We start from the raw sequence: 24,899 nt of genomic DNA, 5'->3' as shown, positions 1-24,899 counted from the left end.
ACGCATGCATGCAACACGGGTTGGCCGCGCCTCAGCGGTGGCTCTCGCCTGCCTGACCGCCCTCTCGCTGGGCGGCTGCACCGGGGGAGACGACAAGGATCCGGCCAGCGGAACGAGCGACACGCCGACGACCGAGCCGATCCCCGTCCAAGCCTCGCTCGGCGCGGTTGCGGGCCGGTTGAAGCCGGCTGACGCCCAGGCCGCGGTCGACGCCATCAGCCCCGTGGTCGACGGTTGGTTCGAGGCGGCGTACGTCGGTGGCGACTACCCGCGCACCGACTTCGAGGACGCATTCCCCGGTTTCACTCCCGGCGCGGCCAAGGACGCCACCGGAGACCTGGCCATGATGAGCAATGCTGGGATCGGGGGCGACGTGGAGACCGTCACCGCTGACGTCAAGAAGATCGATGTCGACCTCCTTGCCGCGAAGAACCGTGCCGCCGGTGCCACGGCCCGGTTCACGCTCGTCTTCACCACCACTGGTGACGCAGCCAAGAAGGTCATGGTGAAGGGGCGCCTGTTCCTCACCCCGAAGGCGAGTGACACCTGGCAGGTGTTCGGCTACAACGTGACGAGGACGGCCCGATGAACCCCCGTAAGCTGCTCGCCCGCATCGGCAAGCTCACCGCTCTGGCCACCATCCTGGGCGTCACGCTCGTCGTCGTCCCCGACTCGTCGGTCGCACCGGCCTCCAGCGTCCTGGTGAAGGTCGACCAGGCGCACGGGGTCGACCTGACCCCCGACGTCGTGTGGATCCTGGCCTTGGGCTCCGATGCCCGCCCGGGCGAGGACATGACGCGCACCCGCGCCGACGCCATCCAGCTCGTCGGCATCAACACCAAGACGGGCGCCGCGGCGGCCATCGGCATCCCGCGTGACTCCTATGTCCCGATCGAGGGTGTGGGCTCGGACCGCATCAATGCCTCCCTCTACTACGGCGGACCCCAGCTCATGGCCACGTCCGTCGGAAACCTGATCGGCATCGAGCCGGACTACGTGATGCTCACCGGGTTCCAGGGCCTCATCACCATGGTCGATGACATCGGCGGGATCACCGTGAACAACCCCATCGCCTTCTCCGACGAGCACCTCAAGGAGAACGGCTTCAAGGCGGGCAAGATCCACCTCAACGGCTACACCGCGATGGCGTTCTCCCGGATCCGTCACAACCTGATCGGGGGCGACTTCGACCGCTCGGCCAACCAGCAGCGGACCATCAAGGGGATCCTCGGCACCATCCGGGCCAAGGCCGACAAGCCGGGGTTCATGGAGCGCGGAGTGCAGTCGGTCATGAAGAACATGGCCACCGACCTGTCACCCGCCGAGCTGTTCGTCATCGCTCAGGCCGTGGGGCAGGTCGACCCCACGAAGGTCACCAACTGCGTGCTGCAGGGTGGGTTCGCGAACGTGGGGGGTGCCAGCGTCGTGACGCCGGACACCGCGATGGCCGCCCGGTTCGGCGACGAGGCCCGCAAGGACGCGACGCTCGAACGCTGCTGAGGTGGCCTAGCCCCGGAACTCGAATGCACCGAGGTCGACCCGACCGATCCTGGGACGGGCGATCCGGCCCACCGGCGCTCGGAACTCGTACGTCGCCCGGGCGCGGCTCGGCGGCAGCACACCGCGATTGATCGCCGGTGATCCGGGCCGCAACCGGAAGCCGAACGCGGCCGGGTCGCGGAACCCGCTGCGGACACGTCGGTTGGCGGTGCGCTGGGCGGTTCCGGACCGAAGGTCGCCCGGGCCGACCAGCAGGTTGTTCCACAGGTGCGCGTTGCTGCCGGCGGCCACAGCGACGTAGGTGCCCGTGCCGCGGTGGTTGACCAGCGTGTTGTTGACCACCCACAGGCGCGCCGACGGGTTCGACAGTCCCTCGGCGCCATACGAGATCAGGACGGGGTTCTCGGAGTTCGGGCCCTGCTCGATCACGTTGCCGGCGATGACACTGTCGCCGCCGTTGGGCAGATCGATGGAGTAGCTGGCCGTGGCCTGCTTGTCGAGGATGCGGTTGGCGCGGATGGTGTTGCGCAGGGCCCGGGACTTGACCTCGTGACCGACGCGAGCAGTGGTGATGGACGAGCCGGTCAGGGTGAAGGAGCGTACGGCGCCGATGTAGATGTTGTGGGTGTAGCCGTCTCCCAGGCCGTTGCGGAAGAACCGCGAGCCGGCGATCGTGATGTCGCTGGTCGCATTGGCTCCGGCCAGGATCCCGTTCTCGTTGTCGTGGAACCAGCAGTTGCGCAGCACCAGGCCGGCACCCTCCTGGCGGATCCCTGCGCCATTTCTGTCCGGGACGGTGGCGCCACTGAACTCGACGTTCGCGATCCGGGTGCGGGCCCCGCTGATGACCCAGATGCCCTTGCCCTGGGCGCTTCTTCCGGCCGCGTCGAGATGCACCCGGCCCCCGACCCCGCGGATGGTCAGGTCGTCCTGGGTCCAGGTGGCCGTGTCCCCGACATAGGTGCCCGCGTCGATCTCGATCCGGTCACCGGAGCGGGCGACGGCTGAGGCGGCGCTCGGCGTCTCCAGCGCTCGGCCCGGCCCCACCCTCAGCAGCCTGGGTGCCTCTGCCCCCGAGCTGGGCGACGGGCTTCCCACCGGCACCAGGGATGAGAGGAGAACAGCGGCGACCAGGAGGTGTCTCATGTGCCTGATCGTAAGGAGCGCACCATTCCATCAGCGGCTCGAGGTGCACCTCGCCACGAACGACGACGACAGGACACGGTGCTGCCATCACGACCGCGCTGACCCATGTGCCGGGCCACGGGCCCGCCGGCGGCGCGGGCCGGCCGGGCGCACCGATGACCACGAGGGTGGCGTCGAGCGCCTCGGTGAGGAGACAGTCGGTCCGGGTGCCCCGGACCAGGGTGAGGACGACGGGCACGCCCGGGGCCACCTCCGCCGCCACCTGCGCGGCTGCCTCGAGCGTGGCAGCGCCGCGCCACTGGGAGGATCCTGGCTGATGCGGCCGACCGGAGCGCACCGGCGGATCGACCCCGATCACGTGCAGGAACTCGAGCACGCTGCCGCGCGCAGCGGCCTCCCGGGCCGCATAGGCGGCCACACCTCGGGCTGCGGCCCCGCGACCGGCTGCTGCGATGACCCGACCGCGCGGCGTACTCATCCCGCGCGCCTCACGCTCTGTGGAGCGGGCGTTCGTTGCTCAGGCACGCCTGTCAGGCGTGTGGTGAGCGCCAGCCGGGCGGTGCGTTCGGTCTGTGTCGAGACCTGGTGGCCAGGGACCCCCGCCGACAACGCTCGGCGTGCGGCTCGGGCCACACAGCGCATCACGGAGCCGGCCGGGAAGTCCGGGAACTCGTCGACCAGCCGGATGGTGAGCTCCATCAACTCGTCGTGGACGCCCACTGCGGTCGGGTGTGAGGCCGGGATCGACGTCATGGCAGGAAGACCCGTCGCAGCAGGCCACCGATATCGGTGTCCACGGGCAGTCCGAGCCAGCCCAGGAGGTGGACGACGGTCAGGCCGAACAGGAGCCCGGTGCCCACCCCAAGGAGCACCAGCAGAACGCTGCTCAACAGCGCCCTTCGTCTGACTGTCCGGTCCACTGTGTGTATCAGTGCCATCGTCCACCACCCGATCGGCTCCAGGGACCATCGATCCCAGGAGAGTGCTGTCGGCGCGAGCTCCCACCCCCCGGTGGGGAACTCGCGCCGACGGAGTGCGGTGTGCCTCTCCATCCGCCCCGCCCGGTCAGTGCGGGACGTGAACCATTGGCTGCGTAAGCCATCCACATGTCCGACTCCGGTCACTCCACGGAGCAGTGCTGGCGAGTGATCGAGCCTCTCGCCACAAGGCGCCTATCCGCACCTGGCGATGAGGTTATTCCGCTCCTGCGCCGTCCATCCAGGGACCAAGGTCCCGACAAACTGGGACAACTGAAGTCGGCGCAACGACACCAAGGTTCAAGAAGCTCCTCGGCGATGGGGGCCGCTCCTGCGCCTCGGGCATCCGACTCTGGTCGTGGAGGCACTACCGACGATCGCTGCGCTGGAGAAAGGGAGAAAAGTGCCCCCGGAAGGATTCGAACCTTCGCTCCCGCCTCCGGAGGGCGGTGCTCTATCCCCTGAGCTACGGGGGCTCACGGTGCGGGCACGACCATACCGCCCGCGACCAGCGGCTGCGAAACCGGCCACTGATATCGATGTGAGTCCGTACGTCGCTCGCAGATAGGCTTGACCGGTGACCCCCGACCAGCTCTCCACCGCCATCGTCGACGCCCTCACGGGCCTGGTGCACGACGCTGCGATCACCCTCCCAGACGGGGTGCCTGCCAGTGTCACGGTGGAGCGACCTCGTCAGAAGGGGCACGGCGACTACGCCACCAACGTGGCCCTGCAGCTCGCGAAGAAGGCAGGGACCAACCCGCGCGAGTTCGCCGCGCTCATGGCGGCGCGACTGGAGCAGACCGACGGGATCGCCTCGGTCGAGATCGCCGGACCCGGATTCCTCAACATCACCGTGGAGGCAGCCGCGCAGGGGGTCGTCGCGGCGCAGATCGTCGCGGCCGGGGCGGCGTACGGCGCCACCGACGAGTTCGCCGGGGAGAAGATCAACCTGGAGTTCGTGTCGGCCAACCCGACCGGCCCGCTGCACATCGGGGGCGTGCGTTGGGCCGCAGTCGGCGACGCGCTCGGCCGGATCTTCACCATGGCCGGCGCAGAGGTGAGCCGGGAGTACTACTTCAACGACCACGGCGCCCAGATCGACCGATTCTCCTCGTCACTGCTGGCCAGCGTGCGGGGACTCCCGGCCCCGGAGGACGGCTACGGCGGGCAGTACATCCACGAGATCGCCCGATCCGTCGTGGCGAAGCGTCCCGATGTCGTCGACCTGCCCGACGAGAAGGCTCAGGAGGTGTTGCGCTTCGAGGGCGTCGAGATGATGTTCGCCGAGATCAAGCAGAGCCTCCACGACTTCGGGGTCGACTTCGACGTCTACTTCCACGAGGACAACCTGCACACCAGCGGGGCCGTCCAGCGGGCGATCGCACGGCTGACCGAGCTGGGCAACACCTATGAGGCCGACGGTGCCCTCTGGTTGAAGACCGAGCAGTTCGGCGATGACAAGGACCGGGTCATCGTGCGCTCGAACGGCGAGCCGGCCTATCTCTCCGGTGACCTGGCCTACTACCTGGACAAGCGCGAGCGTGGTTTCGACCGGTGCTTCATCATGCTGGGCGCCGACCATCACGGGTACGTCGGCCGGATGATGGCCATGTGCGCGGCCTTCGGTGACCAGCCCCACGTCAACCTCGAGATCCTCATCGGCCAGATGGTCAACCTGCTGGCCAACGGCGAGCCGTTGCGCATGTCGAAGCGGGCCGGCACGGTGATCACCATCGACGACCTGGTCGAAGCCATCGGCGTCGATGCGGCCCGCTACGCGCTGGCCCGCTACAGCTCCGACTCGACCATCGACCTCGACCTCGAGCTCTGGTCCAAGCAGTCCTCGGACAACCCGGTCTACTACGTCCAGTACGCCCATGCCCGGGTGGCCTCCATCCTGCGCAACGGCGCAGAGCTGGGCATCGTGGTCTCGACGGGCTCGGACGTCGAGGTCGACGACTTCGACCCCAGCCTGCTCTCCCACGAGAAGGAGGGCGAGCTCCTGCGCTCCCTCGCGGAGTTCCCGCGGGTCGTGGCTGCTGCGGCCCAGCTGCGCGAACCGCACCGGGTGGCGCGCTACCTCGAGGACACGGCCGCTGCCTACCACCGCTTCTACGACAGCTGCCGCGTGCTCCCCATGGGCGAGGAAGAAGCCGGAGACCTGCACCGGGCCCGATTGATGCTGGTGGCCGCCACCCGCACGGTGCTGGCCAACGGCCTGGCGCTGCTCGGCGTCTCCGCGCCCGAGCGGATGTGACCTGATGCCGTCACACGAAGCCGGGTGGGCGCACGCCGACGGTGCCCTCAAGGGGCCGTCGTGGCTGCGCCAACCGGCGGATCCCAACGCCCTGGTGCCCCTGCTGTGGTCCGGCACGGCCCACAAGCGCGACGGCGTCCTCAGTGTCGGAGGCGTCCGCCTCACCGACCTGGTGGCTGAGCACGGCTCCCCGGCGTACGTCCTCGACGAGGCCGACTTCCGGGCCCGTGCCCGGGCGTTCCGCGACGCGTTCGCCGCCTACGACGTGTATTACGCGGGCAAGGCCTTCCTGTGCACGACGGTCGCGCGCTGGATCGCCGAGGAGGGACTCAACCTCGACGTCTGCTCCAACGGCGAGCTGACCGTAGCCCTGCGCGCGGGCTTCGACCCGGCGCGCATCGGCTACCACGGCAACAACAAGTCCCCTGCGGATCTCGAGCGCGCAGTCACCGCGGGCGTCGGGCGCATCATCGTGGACTCCTTCGAGGAGATCGATCGGCTCGCGGAGGTGGTCTCGACAAGCTCGACCACCGGCCCGGGCTCGACCACCGGACCGGGCTCGACCACCGGACCGGGCTCGACCACCGAACCGGGCTCGACCACCGAACCGGGCTCGACCACCGGACCCGTCGGGGTCATGGTGCGGGTCACCGCCGGTGTCGAGGCACACACCCACGAATACATCGCGACTGCTCACGAGGACCAGAAGTTCGGCTTCTCCATCACCTCGGGGGACGCGTTCGAGGCGGTGCGCAGGGTCGAGGCGGTGCCGGGGCTGCGCCTGCTGGGTCTGCACTCGCACATCGGCAGCCAGATCTTCGACTCCTCCGGCTTCGAGGTCGCCGCCCGCCGGGTCCTCGCGCTGCACGCGCGAGTCTCCGAGGAGATCGGCGTCGACCTGCCGGAGATGGATCTGGGTGGCGGATTCGGGATCGCCTACACGACCCAGGACGATCCCTCGGATCCCGCCCAGTTGGCCACGGAGATGAGCAAGATAGTCGAGCACGAGTGCCGCGCCCTGGGGATCGCCGAGCCCCGCCTCTCGATCGAGCCTGGACGCGCGATCGTCGGCCCTGCCGTATGCACCGTGTACGAGGTCGGCACCGTCAAGGAGGTCGCGCTCGACGGCGGCGCACGGCGTACCTATGTCAGCGTCGACGGGGGCATGAGCGACAACATCCGCACGGCCCTCTACGACGCCGACTACTCCTGCACACTGGCCAGTCGGGTCTCGGGCGCGGAGCCCACCCTGGCCCGAGTCGTCGGCAAGCACTGTGAGGCCGGCGACATCGTGGTGAAGGACGAGTTCCTGCCCGGAGACGTCCGTTCCGGAGATCTTGTCGCGGTCCCGGGCACGGGCGCCTACTGTCGTTCGATGGCCAGCAACTACAACCATGCCCTGCGCCCGCCGGTGATCGCAGTGCGGGACGGGTCCTCGAGCGTGGTCGTCCGGCGCGAGACTGAGGACGATCTCCTGGCAACTGACATGGGGGCAATCGACGTGGGAGCGAATTCGTGAGCGGGTCTCGACAACCAAGACTGAAGGTCGCCGTCCTGGGCTGCGGCTCGGTCGGCTCGCAGGTCGTGCGCCTGCTCACCGAGCAGGCAGATGACCTGGCGGCACGGGTCGGCGCACCCGTCGACCTGGTCGGGGTGGCGGTACGCCGACTCGACGCGGCACGCGAGGTACAGGTCCCCGAGGGACTGCTGACCACCGATGCCCTGGGTCTGGCCACCCGCGAGGACGTCGACCTGGTGATCGAGGTCATCGGCGGCATCGAGCCTGCTCGCTCGCTGATCCTGGGTGCGCTCGAGAGCGGCGCCAGCGTCGTGACAGCCAACAAGGCCCTGCTGGCCGAGGACGGCTCCACCCTCTTCGAGGCGGCCGAGAAGGCGGGACGTGACCTCTACTACGAGGCTGCGGTCGCCGGCGCCATCCCCATCGTGCGACCGCTGCGCGAGTCCCTCGCCGGTGACAAGGTCACCCGCGTCCTGGGCATCGTCAACGGCACCACCAACTTCATCCTCGACAAGATGGACACCTCCGGCGCCGGGTTTAGCGAGGCGCTCGAGGAGGCGCAGGACCTGGGCTACGCAGAGGCCGACCCCACCGCCGACGTGGAGGGCTTCGACGCGGCGGCCAAGGCCGCGATCCTGGCCAGCCTGGCGTTCCACACCCGGGTGACGGCCTCCGACGTGTACCGCGAGGGGATCTCGGAGGTCACGGCGGCTGACGTGGAGAGTGCTCGCGAGATGAACTCCGTGGTCAAGCTTCTCGCCATCTGCGAGCTCAAGGGCGACGCCGTCTCCGCGCGCGTGCACCCCGCCATGATCCCGCTCTCGCACCCGCTGGCCAGCGTGCGCGGCGCCTACAACGCCGTGTTCGTCGAGTCGGAGGCCGCGGGGCAGCTGATGTTCTACGGTCCCGGTGCCGGCGGCTCGCCGACGGCCAGTGCCGTGCTCGGCGACCTGGTCACCGTCGCCCGCAACCGCCTCGACGACGTCCGGGGCCCGGGGGAGTCGGCGTACGCCGCCCGCACGGTGCTGCCGATGGGCGAGACCGTCACCCGCTACCACGTCGCGATCGACGTGGAGGACCGCGCGGGGGTGCTGGCCGCCGTCGCCACCGCCTTCGCCGAGCACGACGTGTCCATCCAGACCGTGCGCCAAGAGGGCAGGGGCGCCGAGGCGCAACTCGTGGTCGTGTCCCACCGAGCGACCGACGCACAGCTCTCCGACACCGTGGAACACCTGCGCAAGATGGACATCGTCAGGGACGTCACCTCGGTGATGCGGGTCGAAGGCGGAGGCGAGTGATGGCACACCTGTGGCGTGGCGTGATCGACGAGTACCGCGATCTCATCGACATCCCATCAGCCGCTCCCGCGATCAGCCTCGGGGAGGGCGGCACCCCCTTGGTGCGCTCGGACTGGCTGTCCGGGCTGAGCGGCGCCGAGGTCTGGCTGAAGGTGGAGGGCGACAACCCGACCGGCTCGTTCAAGGACCGCGGGATGACCACCGCCATCACGGTGGCCGCCTACGAGGGCGCCGAGGCCGTGGTCTGCGCCTCGACCGGCAACACCTCGGCCTCGATGGCCGCCTACGCTGCCAAGGCGCGCCTCAAGCCACTGGTCCTGGTGCCGGAAGGGAAGATCTCGGCCGGCAAGATGGCTCAGGCAGTGATGCACGGTGCCCAGGTGATCATGGTGCGCGGCAACTTCGACGACTGCCTGCGGCTGTCGAGAGCCATGGCGGACCATTACCCGGTCGCGCTGGTCAACTCGGTCAACCCGGTGCGGCTCGAGGGCCAGAAGACCGCTTCCTTCGAGGTGGTCGACCGTCTGGGTGACGCCCCCGACTACCACCTGCTCCCGGTCGGCAACGCCGGCAACATCTCGGCGTACTGGCTCGGTTACAAGCAGTACGCCGACCTCGGGCGCACCACCCGCCGACCGGTGATGCGTGCCTTCCAGGCTGAAGGAGCAGCGCCCCTGGTCACCGGAGAGCCGTTCCCGCACCCCGAGACCAAGGCCACCGCCATCCGCATCGGCAACCCGGCGTCATGGAAGCTCGCCGAGGCTGCCGCTGCGGAGTCCGGCGGACGTTTCGCTGCCCTGAGCGACGAGGAGATCCTGGCTGCCCAGCGCGAACTCGCCTGCCGCGACGGTGTCTTCGTCGAGCCCGCCTCGGCAGCCGGCGTCGCCGGCATGCTGAAGGAACTGGCCGCGGGGGAGTCCTATGCCGACTCCACCGTGGTCATCACCGTGACCGGTCACGGGCTCAAGGACACCGTCACGGCCCTCGAGGGCTTCGGTCCGCTGGTGGACAACGTGGTCGACGCGGACGTGGACGCAGCAGCCCGCGCAGCAGGGCTGGTCTGACGCCGGTGCGCTTCGTCGAGGACGGCATCCGGGTGTCGGTTCCGGCCACGTCGGCCAACCTGGGGCCGGGGTTCGACGCACTCGGCCTGGCACTGTCGCTCCGCGATCACCTACAGGCGCGGGTGACCGGCTCCGGACTCGTCATCGACATCGCCGGCTCTGGTGCTGATGCCGTCCCGCGCGACGAGTCCCACCTCGTGGTGCGCGCCATGCGCGCCGCCTTCGACAAGCTCGGCGCGCAGCCGAGTGGACTGCACCTGCAGTGTGACAACCTCATCCCGCACGGTCGCGGCCTCGGCTCGTCCTCGGCGGCCATCGTGGCAGGCGTGTCCCTGGCGCGCGCGCTGGTCGAGGGAGGGGCCGACCTGCTCGACGACGATGCGCTGTTCCAGCTGGCGGCCGAGATCGAGGGGCATCCGGACAACGTCGCGCCCGCCTTCTTCGGCGGCTTCGTGATCTCCGGCCGCGAGGGCGATGCCTTCTTCGCCGCGCGCAGTCGGGTCGATCCGCGGATCTCCGCGGTGGTCTTCGTGCCGCCGACCCCGGTGGAGACGACGGTGGCACGCGGCCTGCTCCCCGCCCAGGTCTCCCACGCCGATGCGGCGGCCAACTCCGGGCGTGCCGCGCTGCTGGTCGCGGCGTTGGCAGGACAGCCCGACCTCCTGTGGGCGGCGACCCGCGACTTCCTCCACCAGGACTACCGTGAGCCCGCCATGCCGGAGTCGCTCAGCCTCGTCCGCGCGCTGCGCGCCGATCAGGTGCCCGCGATCGTGTCTGGTGCCGGACCCACCGTGCTGGCCTTCGTCGACCGCGGCACCTCCGCGACCGCTGCCCTGGAGCGCGTCACCAGCCTGGTGGCCCGTTGTCCCGATGGGTGGCAGGCCCGCCCGCTGGCTGTCGAGTCCGCCGGAGTCATCGTCGGGTGATCGGCCGGACGACTGCCCTGGGCAGTACGCCGCGTTGACTCACGATTCCGGCAGAGCGGGTGATAATGTGAACCTGCGCCACGATCGTGGCGCCGCATCATTCGGCATTCGCCGCAGATGCACCCACTTCCTCACTTCCGTGCGGGGCCCTGCGGCCCGACGCGTGCCCACGGCATGAGCGAAGCACCGACCAAAGCCGACGGCTTGCGAGCCGGATCGGCCTGATACGTGGGAAGGACCTCACGTGACGGACACCATCGAAACCACTACCGCTGCGCCGGACTCGGCGCCCAAGAAACGCGGTGGCGGTCTCAACTCCATGCTCCTCGCCGATCTGAAGGCGAAGGCCGGCAGCATGGGGATCGCTGGCAGCGGCACCATGAAGAAGGCGCAGCTCATCGACGCGATCAAGTCGGCTCAGGGGAGCGCGGGAGGCCAGCAGCGCGACGCAGCGCCGCAGGAGAAGGAGAAGCCGCGCACCAGGGCCCGCCGTACCCAGGCGGAGGTCCAGCCGGAAGCCCAGTCCGCGGCCCAGCCGGAAGCCCAGCGCGAACCCCAGGCGGTCGCCGCGCCTGCTGCCCAGTCGGACGACCGGAAGCCCGAGCGCTCATCGCGCAGGGAGCCCCGCAAACGAGTAGCCGACCCGGCACAGCCTGCTGTCGCCGAAGCGGGCGCCGATCACGCCGATCACGCCGGCGGAGACCCCGCGCCCGAGGGCAACTCGGGCCGACGCGAGCGCAACCAGCGCAACCAGCGCAACCAGGAGCGCCAGCAGGAGCGCCAGCAGGAGCGCACCCAGCCGGCCGCCCAGGCACGCGACAGCCAGGCACGCGACAACCAGGCACGCGACAACCAGGCACGCGACAACCAGGCACGCGACAACCAGGCACGCGACAACCAGGCACGCGACAACCAGGCACGCGACAACCAGGCACGCGACAACCAGGAGCGCGACGAGGAAGGTGGCCGGCGCAACCGCCGGCGCCGCGGACGTGACCGTGACGGGCAGGGCGTCCAGCGGGACAACCAGCGCGACCCTCAGCAGCGCGAGAACCCGCGCAACCAGCGCAACCGGGAACCCGACACGACCATCCTCGAGGACGACATCCTCGTCCCCGCAGCGGGCATCCTCGATGTGCTGGACAACTACGCGTTCGTGCGGACCAGCGGCTACCTGCCGGGCAGTGACGACGTCTACCTCGCCATGTCGATGGTGCGCCGACTCGGACTGCGCCGCGGTGACGCCCTGGTCGGCCAGGTGCGCCAGCCGCGGGAGGGCGAGCGCAAGGAGAAGTTCAACCCCATGGTCCGGGTGGACTCGGTCAACGGAGCCGACCCCGAGTCGGCCAAGGACCGGGTGGAGTTCCAGAAGTTCACTCCGCTGCACGCCAACGAGAGGCTGCGGCTGGAGACCGACGCGACCAACCTGATCGGGCGCGTCATCGACATCGCCGCCCCGATCGGCAAGGGCCAGCGCGGCCTCATCGTCAGTCCCCCGAAGGCGGGCAAGACGATGGTGCTCCAGTCGATCGCCAACTCGATCACGACCAACAACCCCGAATGCCACCTGATGATCGTGCTGGTCGATGAGCGTCCCGAAGAGGTCACCGACTTCCAGCGCACCGTCAAGGGCGAGGTCATCGCCTCGACCTTCGACCGCCCGGCCACCGACCACACCATGGTCGCCGAGCTTGCGATCGAGCGGGCCAAGCGCCTGGTCGAACTCGGTCACGACGTCGTCGTCCTCCTCGACTCGATCACCCGCCTGGGCCGTGCCTACAACCTCGCGGCTCCGGCCAGCGGTCGGATCCTGTCCGGCGGCGTCGACTCGAGCGCGCTCTACCCGCCGAAGCGCTTCTTCGGAGCGGCGCGCAACATCGAGAACGGTGGCTCCCTGACCATCCTGGCGACGGCCCTGGTCGAGACCGGCTCCAAGATGGACGAGGTGATCTTCGAGGAGTTCAAGGGCACCGGCAACATGGAGCTGCGCCTGCGCCGTGACTTCGCGGACAAGCGGATCTTCCCGGCCATCGACGCCGTCCAGTCCGGCACCCGACGTGAAGAGCTCCTCATGACCAAGGAGGAGACGGCAATCGTCTGGAAGCTTCGTCGCGTGCTGGCAGCCCTCGACGGCCAGCAGGCCCTCGAACTGCTGCTCGAGCGGCTCAAGAAGAGCCACAGCAACGTCGAGTTCCTGATGCAGGTCCAGAAGACCACACCGGCGGTCAACACCCGCGAGAGCGACTGACCCGGGGGCGGAATACCGCGATTGGCTTCGCGGTTGTCAGGGGTGGCACACTTCTGTGTTGGTTCCGGTTCACGCAGTCCGCAAGGCGCGGAGGGCGACCCGGCGACTGAGAGGAAACAATGAAGAAGGACATCCACCCGGACTACGTCGACACGGCAGTCACCTGCACGTGTGGCGCTCAGTTCACCACCCGCAGCACCGCGACCTCCGGCAGCATCCACGCCGACGTCTGCTCGCAGTGCCACCCGTTCTACACCGGCAAGCAGAAGATCCTCGACACCGGCGGTCGCGTTGCCCGCTTCGAGGCCCGCTACGCCAAGAAGACCGCCAGCAAGTAGCAACCTCCAGGCGCCGGTCACCGCATTCGTGCGGGGGCCGGCGCCTGTGGATTTTCCCACGCCCACACCGAGAGGCATCCCTTGTTCGAGGCCGTCGAAGGGCTCGTCGCCGAGCACGCCGAACTGGAGGAGCGTCTGGCCGACCCGGCCACGCATGCTGACCAGCAGCTGGCAAAACGACTGAACCAGCGCTATGCGGAGCTCTCCTCGATCATCCGCACCTGGCGAGAGTGGCACCAGTTCGGCGAGGACGCCGAGGCGGCCCGCGAGCTGGCCCACGACGACGCCGAGTTCGCCGCCGAGGTCGACGTACTGCTGGCCAAGCGTGACCAGGCCGAGGAGCGGTTGCGCCACCTCCTGGTGCCCCGCGATGCCACGGACTCCAAGGACGCCCTGCTCGAAGTGAAGTCCGGTGAGGGCGGGGAGGAGTCGGCGCTGTTCGCCGGCGACCTGCTCCGCATGTACACCCGGTACGCCGAGCAGCGGGGTTGGAGGACCGAGATCCTCGACGCCACGGAGTCCGACCTCGGTGGCTACAAGTCGGTGACGGTCGCGGTGAAGGCCAAGGGGATCCCCGAGCCGGGTGAGGCCCCCTACGCCATGCTCAAGTTCGAGGGCGGCGTGCACCGGGTCCAGCGGGTGCCGGTCACCGAGTCCCAAGGCCGGGTGCACACCTCGGCTGCGGGCGTGCTCGTGATGCCCGAGGCCGAGCCGGTCGATGTCAGCATCGACGAGAACGATCTGCGCATCGACGTCTTCCGGTCCTCCGGTCCGGGAGGGCAGAGCGTCAACACCACGGACTCGGCCGTGCGGATCACCCATGTCCCGACCGGCATCGTGGTGAGCTGCCAGAACGAGAAGAGCCAGCTGCAGAACAAGGACTCCGCGATGCGCATCCTGCGGGCACGACTCCTGACCGCGGCCCAGGATGCTGCGAACGCCGAGGCGAGCGTGGCCCGCAAGAGCCAGATCCGCACGGTGGACCGCTCCGAACGCATCCGCACCTACAACTTCCCCGAGAACCGGATCTCCGACCACCGCACGGGCTTCAAGTCCTACAACCTGGACAGCGTCCTCAACGGAGAGCTCGACCCGATCATCAGCAGCTGCATCCAGGCCGATCTCACGGCCCGCCTCGAGGCGCTCGAGAGTTGAGCGGGGGAGTGCGTCGCCGCGAGCTCCGGGCGGCGAGCGTCGAGCGGCTGCGACGTGCGGGTGTGCCATCGCCCGAACGTGACGTCGACGAGCTGTTGGCGCACGTCCTGGGCGTGAGCCTGGGACAACTGGCCCTCGTCGAGGAGGTCGGCGCGGACCCGGAGGTGCGGTTCGAGGCCCTGGTGGTGCGTCGCGAGGCCCGCGAACCGCTGCAGCACCTCATCGGCACCGCGGCGTTCCGCTACGTGGAGCTGCGAGTCGGCCCCGGGGTGTTCGTGCCCCGCCCAGAGACCGAGCTGCTCGCCGGATGGGCCATCGACGAGGCCAGGCGCCACCACGACCCGGTCGTGGTCGACCTGTGCACCGGGTCGGGTGCCATCGCGAAGGCGATCGCCGACGAGGTGCCGGGCGCGCACATCCACGCGGTCGAGCTCGACGAGTCCGCCCACCACTGGGCGGTCCTGAACCTGGCCGGGACCGGGGTCGACCTGCGGCACGGTGACGTGGCGACCGCCTTCGAGGACCTGGCGGGCACGGTCGACGTGGTGGTCTGCAACCCGCCGTACATCCCGCTCGACGCCTGGGAGTCGGTGGCCCGCGAAGCGCGCGACCACGACCCGCACCTGGCCCTGTTCTCCGGTGCCGACGGACTCGACGCGATGCGGGTGCTGGAGCGCCGCTCCGCCGTCCTGCTCAAGCCCGGGGGAGTGGTGGGTGCCGAGCATGCCGAGGTGCAGGCCGAGGCCGCGCCAGCCGTGTTCAGCGGCGCCGGACGGTGGGAGAGTGTGCGCGACCACCGTGATCTGGCAGGTCGGGCCCGCTACGTGACGGCGCGACTGGCACGATGACCCCGTGAGGTGTGACGCGTGAGCACGAGATATTCAACGGCCGACGGCGAGGACCGGGAGGCCGGCATCGAAGCGGCGTCGCTGGCGATCCGGCGCGGGCAGCTGATCGTGCTGCCCACCGACACCGTCTACGGGGTCGCTGCCGACGCCTTCGACCCCGAGGCGGTCGAGGCCCTGCTCAAGGCCAAGGGACGTGGGCGGGAGATGCCGCCGCCCGTGCTGGTGAGCTCCGCGACCACCGCGGATGCGTTGGCCGCGGGACTGCCCGACTACGCCCGCGCCCTGATCAAGGAGTTCTGGCCCGGCCCGCTGACCATCGTCGCCCGGCAGCAGAAGTCCCTCCAATGGGACCTCGGCGACACCCGCGGCACCGTGGCGGTGCGGATGCCCGATCACCCGGTCGCCCTGGAGATCCTGGAGCGCACCGGGCCACTGGCCGTCAGCAGCGCCAACACCACCGGCCTGCCCGCGGCCACGAATGCCGACCAGGCCGAGGAGATGCTGGCTGACCGGGTCGAGGTGATCATCGACGGCGGTCCCAGCCTCGGCAAGGCGGCCTCCACCATCGTCGACGTGACCGGCCCTCAGGGCCGCATCCTGCGCTTGGGAGCGCTCAGTCTCGAACGACTCAACGACATCCTCGAACCGCTGGGTGCCGCCCTGTCGGACGAGGGATAGCTGGATGCGGGAGTACATCCTGGTCTTCCTGGTCGCCGCCTCGGTGACCTACCTGCTGACCGTGGTGGCGCGCGAGATCGCCCTGCGCACCGGCGCAGTCGCCCAGGTCCGCGACCGGGACGTGCACGCGGTGCCGATTCCGTACTTCGGCGGCCCGGCGATGCTCGGTGGCCTCTGGGCCGCATTCCTGGTGGCCCGCGAGCTGCCGTTCCTCAGCCGGGCCAACGAGCTGGTCTTCCACGACATCCGGGTCGTGTTGATCGCCGGGTCGATGATCTGCGTCGTCGGCGTCATCGACGACCTGATCGAGCTCGATGCCCTGACGAAGCTCGGGGGCCAGGTGCTGGCGGCCGCGTTCCTGGTGCTCAACAACGTCCAGTACTCCAACTGGCCGCAACCCGGCGGTGGGTCGCTGGTCCTCGTCCCGGAGCAGGCCGCACTGCTGACGGTGTTCGTGGTGGTCGCTACCGTCAACGCGGTCAACATGGTCGACGGGCTCGACGGGCTCGCCACCGGCGTGGTCGGCATCGGTGCCATCGCCTTCTTCGCCTTCGCCTATGAGCTGTTCAGCAACAACGGCCTGAGCCTGTCGATCAGCAGTGCGGTGCTCTGCGTGGCCCTGGCGGGCGTGTGCGCAGGCTTCCTGCCGCACAACGTCTACCCGGCCCGGCTGTTCATGGGCGACAGCGGATCGATGCTCATCGGTCTCGTTCTCTCGGGTGGGGCGATCGCCCTGACCGGGCAGATCGACGTACGAGACTTGAGCGAGGGTGCCAGTCTGCTGCCCACCCTTCTGCCGATCATCCTGCCGATCTCCATCCTGATCGTGCCGTTGGCCGACCTCGTCCTGGCCGTCGTACGCCGCACCCGTGCCGGGCGCTCACCCTTCGCCCCCGACAAGCAGCACCTGCACCATCGGTTGCTGGAGATCGGGCACTCGCACCGTCGTGCGGTGATCATCATGTGGATGTGGGCGGCCATGATCGGCTTCGGCACGGTCTTCGCCAGCCTCTACTCCGGTCGGCTCATGTGGGCGGTGATGGCGCTCGGATTCGTCGTGACCCTGGCGGTCACGTTCGTCCTGCCGCGTCTGCGGACCATCCATCCGCTGCCGCTACGCCACGACTGAGACCGATTTCCTGCCGCCGGGGACTTTGTGCTACTTTTCACAAGCGCCAGTGGCGCGTAGATTGCACGCAAGGATTCCTTCCACAGAACGGCCGCCAACGATGACGACCGAGTCGAAGCAGGACACCACCTCTGGTGGCTCCGTGCTCCTCGGTGCGGCCTTTTCAGCGGGCATCGTGGGCTTCATCGCCGTGGTGGTCGCAGCCCTGGTGGGCGGAACCCCTGCGGCGTACGGCGCTCTGGCCGGAACGCTTCTCGTGGTCGTCGTGTTCGCCTTCGGATCCTTCACCGTCAATGCCGTGAGCGGGCTGATGCCCGCCGCTTCCCTGATGGTCGCGCTGCTCACCTACACGCTCCAGGTAGTGGCGATGGGGCTGGCCTTCGTGGCACTCAACCGCAGCGGCCTGCTCGAGGACGCCCTGGACCGGCGCTGGCTCGCCGGCGCGGTCATCGTGGGCACCTTCGGGTGGCTCATCACCCAGATCGTGCTCGCGAGCCGAGCGCGCATCCCCGCCTACGACCTGCGCGTCGATGTTCCGGAGGCGGGTGCACGATGACCACTCATCACTGCTATTGTCCGGTTCGCGATGGCTCAGCAGAAACCCCCGTCTGCGGACCCCGACGACACTCCACGCGGAGACCCCTGGCACGCGTTCGGATATCTCGTCTCGGGAGTGCTCATGTACGGGCTGATCGGCTGGGGGTTGGACCGCTGGCTCGGAACCTCGTGGCTGGTGGTCGTCGGGATTCTCTCCGGCGCGGGGCTCGGCATCTTCATGACGTGGTCCCGGTTCAACAAGCCGTTCGCGGATCGGCCGCACGACCGCAGCAACTGACGCCAGCACCACAGACGCCAGCACTACAGGAGACACGGTGAGCAACGTTTCGATGACGGTGATCCGCGCGGAGGGCTTCACGCCCCCGGGGCCGGGGAACTTCGATCTGCCCGGGTTCTTCGACGTGGCCGGAAGCCCGGTCACCAAGCCGATGTTCCAGCTGGTCCTCGCAGCCGTGATCGTCTTCGTCTTCTTCTTCCTCGCGACCCGGCGAGCCGCCCTGGTCCCCGGTCGCCTCCAGTTCGTCGGTGAGTCCGCCTACGGCATGGTGCGCAACAGCATCGGTCGCGACGTCATCGGCAGCCACGACTTCATGCGGTTCGTGCCCTACCTGTTCGCGCTCTTCTTCTTCATCCTGGTCAACAACCTCTTCAGCTCGATCCCGGGTGTCCAGTTCCCGACGTTCTCGCGGGCCTCGATGGCCTACGCGCTGGCCGGGCTGAGCTGGGTCGTCTACAACGCTGTCGGGATCAGGAAGCACGGATTCGTCGGCTACCTCAAGCTGCAGTGCGTGCCCTCGGGCGTGACCCCCTTCATGTATCCGCTGCTGGTGCCCCTGGAGTTCTTCTCCAACATCGTGGTCCGGCCGGCAACGCTGGCCCTGCGTCTCTTCGCGAACATGTTCGCCGGTCACCTGCTGGTGATCCTCTTCGCCACCGGCGGTCTCTACCTGCTCCAGGAGGGCGACCTGCTCGTCAAGCCGGTGGGACTGCTCGCCTGGGTCTTGTTCATCCTGATCTCGTTCCTGGAGCTGCTGGTGCAGTTCCTGCAGGCCTACGTCTTCACCCTGCTGAACGCCATGTACATCTCGGGCAGCCTGGCCGACGAGCACTGAGCACCAGCTCGTCACTGATCGATCCCACAAGCGCACGAACGTTCAAGTAGTAAACAACCGAAAGGAACACGCCGTGGACGGCAACCTGAACATGATCGGCTATGGCCTTGCAGCCATCGGCCCCGGTGTCGGCATTGGTCTTATCTTCGCCGCCTACATCTCCGGAGTCGCCCGCCAGCCGGAGGCCCAGAGCCGCCTGCAGTCGATCGCCATTCTGGGCTTCGCCCTCGCCGAGGCGCTGGCCATCATCGGTATCGCGCTCGCATTCGTTCTCTGACTCTGACTCAGCAGGACTGACGAAGGACGGAACATGCAGACACTCATCATCCTCGCCGCCGAGGAGGAACACGGCCCGCTCGCTTTCGTGTGGGTCGAGTTCCTGCTGGCGCTCGTGGTCTTCGGCATCCTCTTCTTCGCCCTGAAGAAGTACGTCATCCCGACCTTCGAGAAGACGTTCGCCGAGCGGACCACGGCCATCGAAGGCGGCCTGAAGGCAGCCGAGACCAAGCAGGCCGAGGCTGACGCCAAGCTCGCCCAGCTGGAGAAGCAGCTCGGGGACGCCCGGCACGAAGCCGCCCGGATCCGTGAGGAAGCCCGCGAGCAAGGTGCACAGATCATCGCGGAGATGCGGGAGCAGGCCCAGGCCGAGTCCACCCGCATCGTCGAGCACGGCAAGGCCCAGATCGAGGCCGAGCGCCAGCAGGCGGTCACCTCGCTCCGTGCCGAGGTCGGCAGCCTGGCCACCGGCCTGGCTGGTCGCATCGTGGGCGAGAGCCTCGATGACGACGCACGTCAGAGTCGCGTGGTCGAGCGTTTCCTGGCCGAGCTGGAAGGCGCCAACTGATGTCCTTCCGCGGGCCTTCGGCTGGATCGGCGGCTGCTCTCAAGGAGCAGCTGACCGACTCCACGTCGGGCGAGGACCTGTTCGCCGTGGCCACCGTGCTGCGCTCCGAGCCCGGTCTGCGCCGGGTCGCGACCGACGTGTCGATCGCTGCCGAGGCCAAGGCGGGACTCATGCAGCAGGTCTTCGGGGACAAGATCGGTGCTGACGCCGTCAGCCTGGTCGCTCAGGCGGTCGGCAGCAGGTGGAGCTCCACCCGCGACCTGGCCGACGCGCTCGAGCTGCTCGGCGTCATCGCTGTGGCCAAGTCGGCTGGCTCCGATGCCGGTCGGCTCTCCGACGAGCTGTTCGGCTTCGGGCAGATCGTCCGGGACAACCCCGAGCTGCGCGACGCGCTCTCCGACCCTGCCCGCTCCATCGCCGACAAGCGTGGCCTGGTCAAGGTCCTGCTCGACGGCAAGGCGCTGCCGGCCACGGTGTCGCTGGTCGACCAGGCGTTGGCCGGTTCCTACCGCACGGTGGGTGTCGCGTTGGCCGAGTACGAACAGGTCGCAGCCGAGGTCTACGGGCAGGGCGTGGCCACCGTTCGCGTGGCACGCCCCCTGGCGGACTCCGAGAAGACCCGGTTGGTCGCGGCACTCCAGCGCCAGTACGGCCGCGACGTACACCTCAACGAGATCATCGACCCCGACGTGATCGGCGGCATCCGCGTGGAGATCGGCGATGACGTCATCGACGGCACGGTCGTCAGCCGGCTCGACGACGCACGACGCCGGTTGGCGGGCTGACATGCCGGTCCCGACAAGCTCGACCATCGCCAGTGGCGCAACCAGAACTTTCCAGCAGACGAGAAGTGAGGAAGACAAATGACGGAGCTTTCGATCCGTCCGGACGAGATCCGGGACGCGCTGCAGCGCTTCGTGTCGGACTACAAGCCCGAGACCGCAAGCAAGGAAGAGGTCGGCACCGTTGCCGAGGCCGGTGACGGCATCGCACGCGTCAGTGGCCTTCCCTCTGTCATGGCCAACGAGCTGCTGGAGTTCGAGGACGGCACGCTGGGCATCGCCCTGAACCTCGACACCCGCGAGATCGGTGTCGTCGTCCTGGGTGACTTCGACAAGATCGAAGAGGGCCAGCCCGTCCGCCGCACCGGCGAGATCCTGTCGGTGCCCGTCGGAGACGGCTACCTCGGTCGGGTCGTCGACCCGCTCGGCACCCCGATCGACGGCCTCGGCGAGGTGGCGACCAGCGGTCGTCGTGCCCTTGAGCTCCAGGCCCCCTCGGTGGTCGAGCGCAAGTCGGTGCACGAGCCGCTCGCTACCGGCATCAAGGCGATCGACGCCCTCACCCCGATCGGGCGCGGACAGCGCCAGCTGATCATCGGTGACCGCGCCACCGGCAAGACCACGATCGCGATCGACACGATCATCAACCAGAAGCAGTACTGGGAGACCGGCGACCCGACCAAGCAGGTCCGCTGCATCTACGTCGCCATCGGTCAGAAGGGCTCGACCATCGCCGCGGTGCGTGGCGTCCTGGAAGAGGCCGGCGCTCTGGAGTACACCACGATCGTCGCCTCCCCGGCCTCGGACAGCGCGGGCTTCAAGTACCTCGCTCCCTACACCGGCTCGGCCATCGGTCAGCACTGGATGTACGAAGGCAAGCACGTCCTCATCGTGTTCGACGACCTGACCAAGCAGGCCGAGGCCTACCGCGCGGTGTCGCTGCTGCTGCGCCGTCCGCCGGGTCGCGAGGCCTACCCCGGTGACGTGTTCTACCTGCACAGCCGGCTGCTCGAGCGTTGCGCCAAGCTCTCGGACAAGATGGGCGCGGGATCGATGACCGGTCTTCCGATCATCGAGACCAAGGCCAACGACGTGTCGGCCTTCATCCCGACCAACGTCATCTCGATCACCGACGGCCAGATCTTCCTGCAGTCCGACCTGTTCGCCGCCAACCAGCGCCCGGCCATCGACGTCGGTGTGTCGGTCTCGCGCGTCGGTGGTTCGGCCATGACCAAGGCCATGAAGACGGTCACCGGCTCGCTCAAGGTCGACCTGGCCCAGTTCCGGGCCATGGAGGCGTTCGCCATGTTCGCCTCCGACCTGGACGCCGCCTCGCGTCAGCAGCTGGACCGTGGCCAGCGCCTGATGGCCCTGCTCAAGCAGCCGCAGTACTCGCCCTACCCGGTCGAGGAGATGACGGTCTCGCTGTGGACCGGCACCAGTGGTCGACTCGACAAGCTGCCCGCCGACGACGTACTGCGCTTCGAGTCGGAGTTCCTCGACTTCCTGCGCCGCTCGCACGCCCCGATCCTCGACGGCATCCGCGAGTCGCAGAAGTTCGACGACGACACGGCCACCGCTGTGGCTTCGGCGTACGACGAGTTCCTCGGCCAGTTCGAGACCTCCGATGGTGGCTCGATCAAGGCTGGACACGAGGAGCACGACGCCCTCGAGGACGAAGCGGTCGAGCAGGAGCAGATCGTCGTGCAGAAGAAGAAGGGCTGACCATGGCCCTCTCGCTGCGTGAGTACCGCGCGCGGATCAAGTCGACGGAGTCGATGAAGAAGATCACGCGCGCCATGGAGCTCATCGCTGCGTCCCGGATCATCAAGGCGCAGCAGCGGGCCCAGGCGGCCGCGCCGTACGCCCGCGAGCTGACTCGGGCCGTGTCCGCGGTCGCGACGTTCTCGAACGTCGAGCACGCGCTCACCACCGAGCCGCAGAACCCCAAGCGGGCTGCGGTGCTGATCGTGACCAGCGACCGCGGTCTCGCCGGTGCCTACTCCTCCAACGTGTTGAAGGAGGCCGAGCGGCTCGCGGAGAAGTTGCGGGGCGAGGGCAAGAGCATCGACTTCTACATCGCTGGGCGCAAGGGCGAGGCCTACTTCAAGTTCCGGCAGCGTCCGGTCCTCGAGGTGTGGTCGGGCTTCTCCGACCAGCCGACGTACGACGTTGCGCGTGACATCGGGCAGACGCTCATCGAGGCGTTCCTCACCGAGAGTGGCGAAACGGCGGACGACGGCGTGCCAGGCGTCGACGAGGTGCACGTGATCTACACGCGCTTCCGGTCGATGCTGGTCCAGGAGCCGACCACGGTGCGGTTGCTGCCGCTCGAGGTTGTCGAAGGCACCGAGGCACCTGCCGAGGACGACGTGCTCCCGCTCTACGAGTTCGAGCCGTCCCCTCAGGACGTCCTCGACAACCTGCTCCCGCGCTACGTGCAGAGCCGGATCTGGTTCGCCCTGCTGCAGGCTGCCGCTTCCGAGTTGGCTGCGCGACAGAAGGCGATGAAGTCCGCCACGGACAACGCCGAAGAGCTCATCAAGAAGTACACCCGAATTGCCAACCAGGCCCGCCAGGCTGGTATTACCCAGGAAATCAGCGAGATCGTCGGTGGCGTCAACGCGCTGGCCGACGCGACCGCCGGGGAGTGAGAGAAGACATGACTGCCACTGTCGAAGAGACCGAGACCACCGAGGCCAGCCACGGCGTAGGCCGCGTTGCACGTGTCATCGGACCTGTCGTGGACATCGAGTTCCCGACGGACAACATGCCCGAGATCTACAACGCCCTGAAGGTCGACCTGACCCTGGACGGCGTGACCACCGAGCTCACCCTCGAGGTCTCTCTGCACATCGGGGACGGCATGGTCCGTGCCATCTCGATGAAGTCGACCGACGGACTCGTTCGTGGCTCGCAGGTGCGCGACACCGGCGGCCCGATCAGCGTCCCGGTCGGCGACATCACCTTGGGCAAGGTGTTCAACACCACCGGTGACTGCCTGAACCTCAAGGAGGGGGAGACCCTCGACGTCAAGGAGCGCTGGGGAATCCACCGCAAGGCGCCGAAGTTCGACCAGCTGGAGTCCAAGACCCAGATGTTCGAGACCGGCATCAAGGTCATCGACCTGCTGACCCCCTACGTCCAGGGTGGGAAGATCGGCCTGTTCGGTGGTGCCGGTGTCGGCAAGACCGTGCTGATCCAGGAGATGATCGCTCGCGTCGCCAAGGACCACGGTGGTGTGTCGGTGTTCGCCGGAGTCGGTGAGCGCACCCGTGAGGGCAACGACCTCATCGCCGAGATGGAGGAGGCCGGCGTTCTCGGCCAGACCGCGCTGGTCTTCGGACAGATGGACGAGCCGCCGGGCACCCGCCTTCGGGTCGCCCTGTCCGCCCTCACGATGGCGGAGTACTTCCGCGACGTGCAGAACCAGGACGTGCTGCTCTTCATCGACAACATCTTCCGGTTCACCCAGGCCGGCTCCGAGGTGTCCACCCTGCTGGGCCGGATGCCGTCCGCCGTGGGCTACCAGCCCAACCTCGCCGACGAGATGGGGCAGCTCCAGGAGCGGATCACCTCGACGCGTGGCCACTCGATCACCTCACTTCAGGCGATCTACGTGCCGGCCGACGACTACACCGACCCTGCTCCGGCGACCACCTTCGCCCACCTCGACGCCACCACCGAGCTGTCGCGCGAGATCGCGTCGCTGGGTATCTACCCGGCGGTGGACCCCCTGACCTCGACGTCACGGATCCTCGACCCGCAGTACATCGGCGAGGCCCACTACAAGTGCGCCGTCCGGATCAAGCAGATCCTGCAGCGCAACAAGGAGCTCCAGGACATCATCGCGATCCTGGGTGTCGACGAGCTGTCCGAAGAGGACAAGGTCATCGTGTCCCGGGCCCGCCGGATCCAGCGGTTCCTGTCGCAGAACACCTACGTCGCCAAGCAGTTCACCGGCATCGAAGGCTCGACGGTTCCGGTCGGCGACACCATCGAGGCGTTCAACAAGATCGCGGACGGTGACTACGACCACGTGGCGGAGCAGGCGTTCTTCATGTGCGGTGGGCTCGACGACGTCGAGGCCAAGTGGGCTGAGATCCAGAAGAGCCTGTGATGAGCGACCTCCTGCAGGTCGAGCTGGTCTCGGCTGATCGTCTGGTGTGGTCGGGCGAGGCCACGATGGTCATCGCCCGCACTACCGACGGCGATGTCGGGATCCTGCCTCACCACGCACCGTTGCTCTCCCTCCTGGTCGACGGCGTGGTGGACGTCCAGACCGATGACGGCGAGACCTGGGTGGCGGCCGTGTCGGCGGGGTTCCTGTCCGTTGCAGCAAACCGGGTCTCGATCCTCGCCGAATACGCCGAGATGTCGCACGACATCGACCTGGAGAAGGCTCGCCAGGATCTGGAACGCGCCCACGCCGCGGGGGAGAACGACGACGATGCTGCCGAGGCGGTGCGGCGTGCCGAGGCACGTATCCGCGCCGTCGAAAAGGCATCCTGAGGCGC

Annotated in this window: 27 protein-coding genes and 1 tRNA gene; 23 read left to right on the top strand and 5 right to left on the bottom strand. The window is 68.3% G+C overall.

Features of this window, described 5'->3' with window-relative positions:
• The first annotated feature begins 4 nt into the window (after positions 1 to 4).
• On the top strand, positions 5 to 589 hold the full coding sequence (locus AB7I40_RS20575) for a hypothetical protein (RefSeq protein ID WP_428345132.1): 585 nt from the start codon (positions 5 to 7) through the stop codon (positions 587 to 589).
• Positions 586 to 1,500, top strand: coding sequence for an LCP family protein (locus AB7I40_RS20570; RefSeq protein WP_428345133.1), 915 nt, complete (start codon positions 586 to 588; stop codon positions 1,498 to 1,500). The genes AB7I40_RS20575 and AB7I40_RS20570 overlap by 4 nt, the downstream gene beginning before the upstream one ends.
• Before the next feature lie 6 nt (positions 1,501 to 1,506).
• On the opposite strand, the gene AB7I40_RS20565 is transcribed toward AB7I40_RS20570, so the two are convergent.
• From AB7I40_RS20565 to AB7I40_RS20545, 5 genes are all read right to left on the bottom strand, one after another.
• The gene (locus AB7I40_RS20565; RefSeq protein WP_428345134.1) at positions 1,507 to 2,547 is read right to left on the bottom strand and encodes a right-handed parallel beta-helix repeat-containing protein; all 1,041 of its coding nucleotides are present in this window, start codon (positions 2,545 to 2,547) and stop codon (positions 1,507 to 1,509) included.
• Positions 2,486 to 3,124: a universal stress protein gene (locus tag AB7I40_RS20560; protein ID WP_428345135.1), complete on the bottom strand. Its 639-nt coding sequence runs from the start codon at positions 3,122 to 3,124 to the stop codon at positions 2,486 to 2,488. The genes AB7I40_RS20565 and AB7I40_RS20560 overlap by 62 nt, the downstream gene beginning before the upstream one ends.
• On the bottom strand, positions 3,121 to 3,399 hold the full coding sequence (locus tag AB7I40_RS20555; RefSeq protein WP_428345136.1) for a hypothetical protein: 279 nt from the start codon (positions 3,397 to 3,399) through the stop codon (positions 3,121 to 3,123). Before AB7I40_RS20555 ends, AB7I40_RS20560 begins: the two co-directional genes overlap by 4 nt.
• Complete coding sequence (locus AB7I40_RS20550) at positions 3,396 to 3,536, bottom strand: hypothetical protein (RefSeq protein ID WP_428345137.1); 141 nt, start codon at positions 3,534 to 3,536, stop codon at positions 3,396 to 3,398. The genes AB7I40_RS20555 and AB7I40_RS20550 overlap by 4 nt, the downstream gene beginning before the upstream one ends.
• 491 nt (positions 3,537 to 4,027) lie before the next feature.
• Positions 4,028 to 4,099 (bottom strand) — tRNA-Arg (locus AB7I40_RS20545).
• A gap of 101 nt (positions 4,100 to 4,200) precedes the next feature.
• Here AB7I40_RS20545 and argS point away from each other — a divergent pair.
• The 21 genes from argS to AB7I40_RS20440 all read left to right on the top strand — a co-directional run bounded on the left by argS (position 4,201) and on the right by AB7I40_RS20440 (position 24,894).
• Positions 4,201 to 5,883, top strand: a complete 1,683-nt coding sequence (gene argS / locus AB7I40_RS20540) for an arginine--tRNA ligase (protein WP_428345138.1) — start codon at positions 4,201 to 4,203, stop codon at positions 5,881 to 5,883.
• A gap of 1 nt (position 5,884) precedes the next feature.
• A complete protein-coding gene (gene lysA / locus AB7I40_RS20535) occupies positions 5,885 to 7,402 on the top strand; it encodes a diaminopimelate decarboxylase (protein ID WP_428345223.1) in 1,518 nt (505 codons plus the stop codon).
• Entirely contained in the window at positions 7,399 to 8,700 is a 1,302-nt protein-coding gene (locus AB7I40_RS20530; RefSeq protein ID WP_428345139.1) for a homoserine dehydrogenase, read from the top strand. Before lysA ends, AB7I40_RS20530 begins: the two co-directional genes overlap by 4 nt.
• Positions 8,700 to 9,764 carry a threonine synthase gene (gene thrC, locus AB7I40_RS20525; RefSeq protein ID WP_428345140.1) on the top strand — a complete coding sequence of 355 codons (1,065 nt, stop codon included), beginning with the start codon at positions 8,700 to 8,702 and terminating at the stop codon, positions 9,762 to 9,764. Before AB7I40_RS20530 ends, thrC begins: the two co-directional genes overlap by 1 nt.
• Before the next feature lie 5 nt (positions 9,765 to 9,769).
• Entirely contained in the window at positions 9,770 to 10,690 is a 921-nt protein-coding gene (thrB, locus tag AB7I40_RS20520; RefSeq protein WP_428345141.1) for a homoserine kinase, read from the top strand.
• A 244-nt stretch (positions 10,691 to 10,934) separates the two neighbouring features.
• Positions 10,935 to 12,938, top strand: coding sequence for a transcription termination factor Rho (rho, locus tag AB7I40_RS20515; protein WP_428345142.1), 2,004 nt, complete (start codon positions 10,935 to 10,937; stop codon positions 12,936 to 12,938).
• 119 nt (positions 12,939 to 13,057) lie between these two features.
• Complete coding sequence (gene rpmE / locus AB7I40_RS20510; RefSeq protein WP_428345143.1) at positions 13,058 to 13,276, top strand: 50S ribosomal protein L31; 219 nt, start codon at positions 13,058 to 13,060, stop codon at positions 13,274 to 13,276.
• An 81-nt stretch (positions 13,277 to 13,357) separates the two neighbouring features.
• The gene (gene prfA / locus AB7I40_RS20505) at positions 13,358 to 14,431 is read left to right on the top strand and encodes a peptide chain release factor 1 (RefSeq protein WP_428345144.1); all 1,074 of its coding nucleotides are present in this window, start codon (positions 13,358 to 13,360) and stop codon (positions 14,429 to 14,431) included.
• On the top strand, positions 14,428 to 15,279 hold the full coding sequence (prmC, locus tag AB7I40_RS20500) for a peptide chain release factor N(5)-glutamine methyltransferase (protein WP_428345145.1): 852 nt from the start codon (positions 14,428 to 14,430) through the stop codon (positions 15,277 to 15,279). The genes prfA and prmC overlap by 4 nt, the downstream gene beginning before the upstream one ends.
• Positions 15,280 to 15,297: 18 nt before the next feature.
• Entirely contained in the window at positions 15,298 to 15,957 is a 660-nt protein-coding gene (locus tag AB7I40_RS20495; protein WP_428345146.1) for an L-threonylcarbamoyladenylate synthase, read from the top strand.
• A 4-nt stretch (positions 15,958 to 15,961) separates the two neighbouring features.
• Positions 15,962 to 17,086 carry a glycosyltransferase family 4 protein gene (locus tag AB7I40_RS20490; protein WP_428345147.1) on the top strand — a complete coding sequence of 375 codons (1,125 nt, stop codon included), beginning with the start codon at positions 15,962 to 15,964 and terminating at the stop codon, positions 17,084 to 17,086.
• Between the two features lie 100 nt (positions 17,087 to 17,186).
• Positions 17,187 to 17,642, top strand: coding sequence for a hypothetical protein (locus AB7I40_RS20485; protein ID WP_428345148.1), 456 nt, complete (start codon positions 17,187 to 17,189; stop codon positions 17,640 to 17,642).
• A gap of 30 nt (positions 17,643 to 17,672) precedes the next feature.
• Entirely contained in the window at positions 17,673 to 17,921 is a 249-nt protein-coding gene (locus AB7I40_RS20480) for an AtpZ/AtpI family protein (RefSeq protein WP_428345149.1), read from the top strand.
• Positions 17,922 to 17,958: 37 nt separating this feature from the next.
• Positions 17,959 to 18,756, top strand: a complete 798-nt coding sequence (atpB, locus tag AB7I40_RS20475; RefSeq protein WP_428345150.1) for a F0F1 ATP synthase subunit A — start codon at positions 17,959 to 17,961, stop codon at positions 18,754 to 18,756.
• Between the two features lie 73 nt (positions 18,757 to 18,829).
• Positions 18,830 to 19,033, top strand: coding sequence for an ATP synthase F0 subunit C (gene atpE / locus AB7I40_RS20470; RefSeq protein WP_056908071.1), 204 nt, complete (start codon positions 18,830 to 18,832; stop codon positions 19,031 to 19,033).
• A 48-nt stretch (positions 19,034 to 19,081) separates the two neighbouring features.
• The gene (locus tag AB7I40_RS20465) at positions 19,082 to 19,600 is read left to right on the top strand and encodes a F0F1 ATP synthase subunit B (protein WP_428345224.1); all 519 of its coding nucleotides are present in this window, start codon (positions 19,082 to 19,084) and stop codon (positions 19,598 to 19,600) included.
• Entirely contained in the window at positions 19,600 to 20,385 is a 786-nt protein-coding gene (locus AB7I40_RS20460; RefSeq protein ID WP_428345151.1) for a F0F1 ATP synthase subunit delta, read from the top strand. Before AB7I40_RS20465 ends, AB7I40_RS20460 begins: the two co-directional genes overlap by 1 nt.
• 78 nt (positions 20,386 to 20,463) lie before the next feature.
• Positions 20,464 to 22,107, top strand: coding sequence for a F0F1 ATP synthase subunit alpha (gene atpA, locus AB7I40_RS20455; RefSeq protein ID WP_428345152.1), 1,644 nt, complete (start codon positions 20,464 to 20,466; stop codon positions 22,105 to 22,107).
• 2 nt (positions 22,108 to 22,109) lie between these two features.
• Complete coding sequence (locus AB7I40_RS20450) at positions 22,110 to 23,036, top strand: F0F1 ATP synthase subunit gamma (RefSeq protein ID WP_428345153.1); 927 nt, start codon at positions 22,110 to 22,112, stop codon at positions 23,034 to 23,036.
• Positions 23,037 to 23,044: 8 nt separating this feature from the next.
• Positions 23,045 to 24,502 (top strand): F0F1 ATP synthase subunit beta, encoded by a 1,458-nt coding sequence (gene atpD / locus AB7I40_RS20445; RefSeq protein ID WP_428345154.1) that lies wholly within the window; start codon positions 23,045 to 23,047, stop codon positions 24,500 to 24,502.
• Complete coding sequence (locus AB7I40_RS20440; RefSeq protein WP_428345156.1) at positions 24,502 to 24,894, top strand: F0F1 ATP synthase subunit epsilon; 393 nt, start codon at positions 24,502 to 24,504, stop codon at positions 24,892 to 24,894. The genes atpD and AB7I40_RS20440 overlap by 1 nt, the downstream gene beginning before the upstream one ends.
• Positions 24,895 to 24,899: the final 5 nt, after the last annotated feature.

The organism is Nocardioides sp. (assembly GCF_050246775.1).
Classification (GTDB): Bacteria; Actinomycetota; Actinomycetes; order Propionibacteriales; family Nocardioidaceae; genus Nocardioides.
The sequence above is the reverse complement of the archived record's forward strand: the minus strand, read 5'-3'. Positions and strand labels throughout refer to the sequence as shown.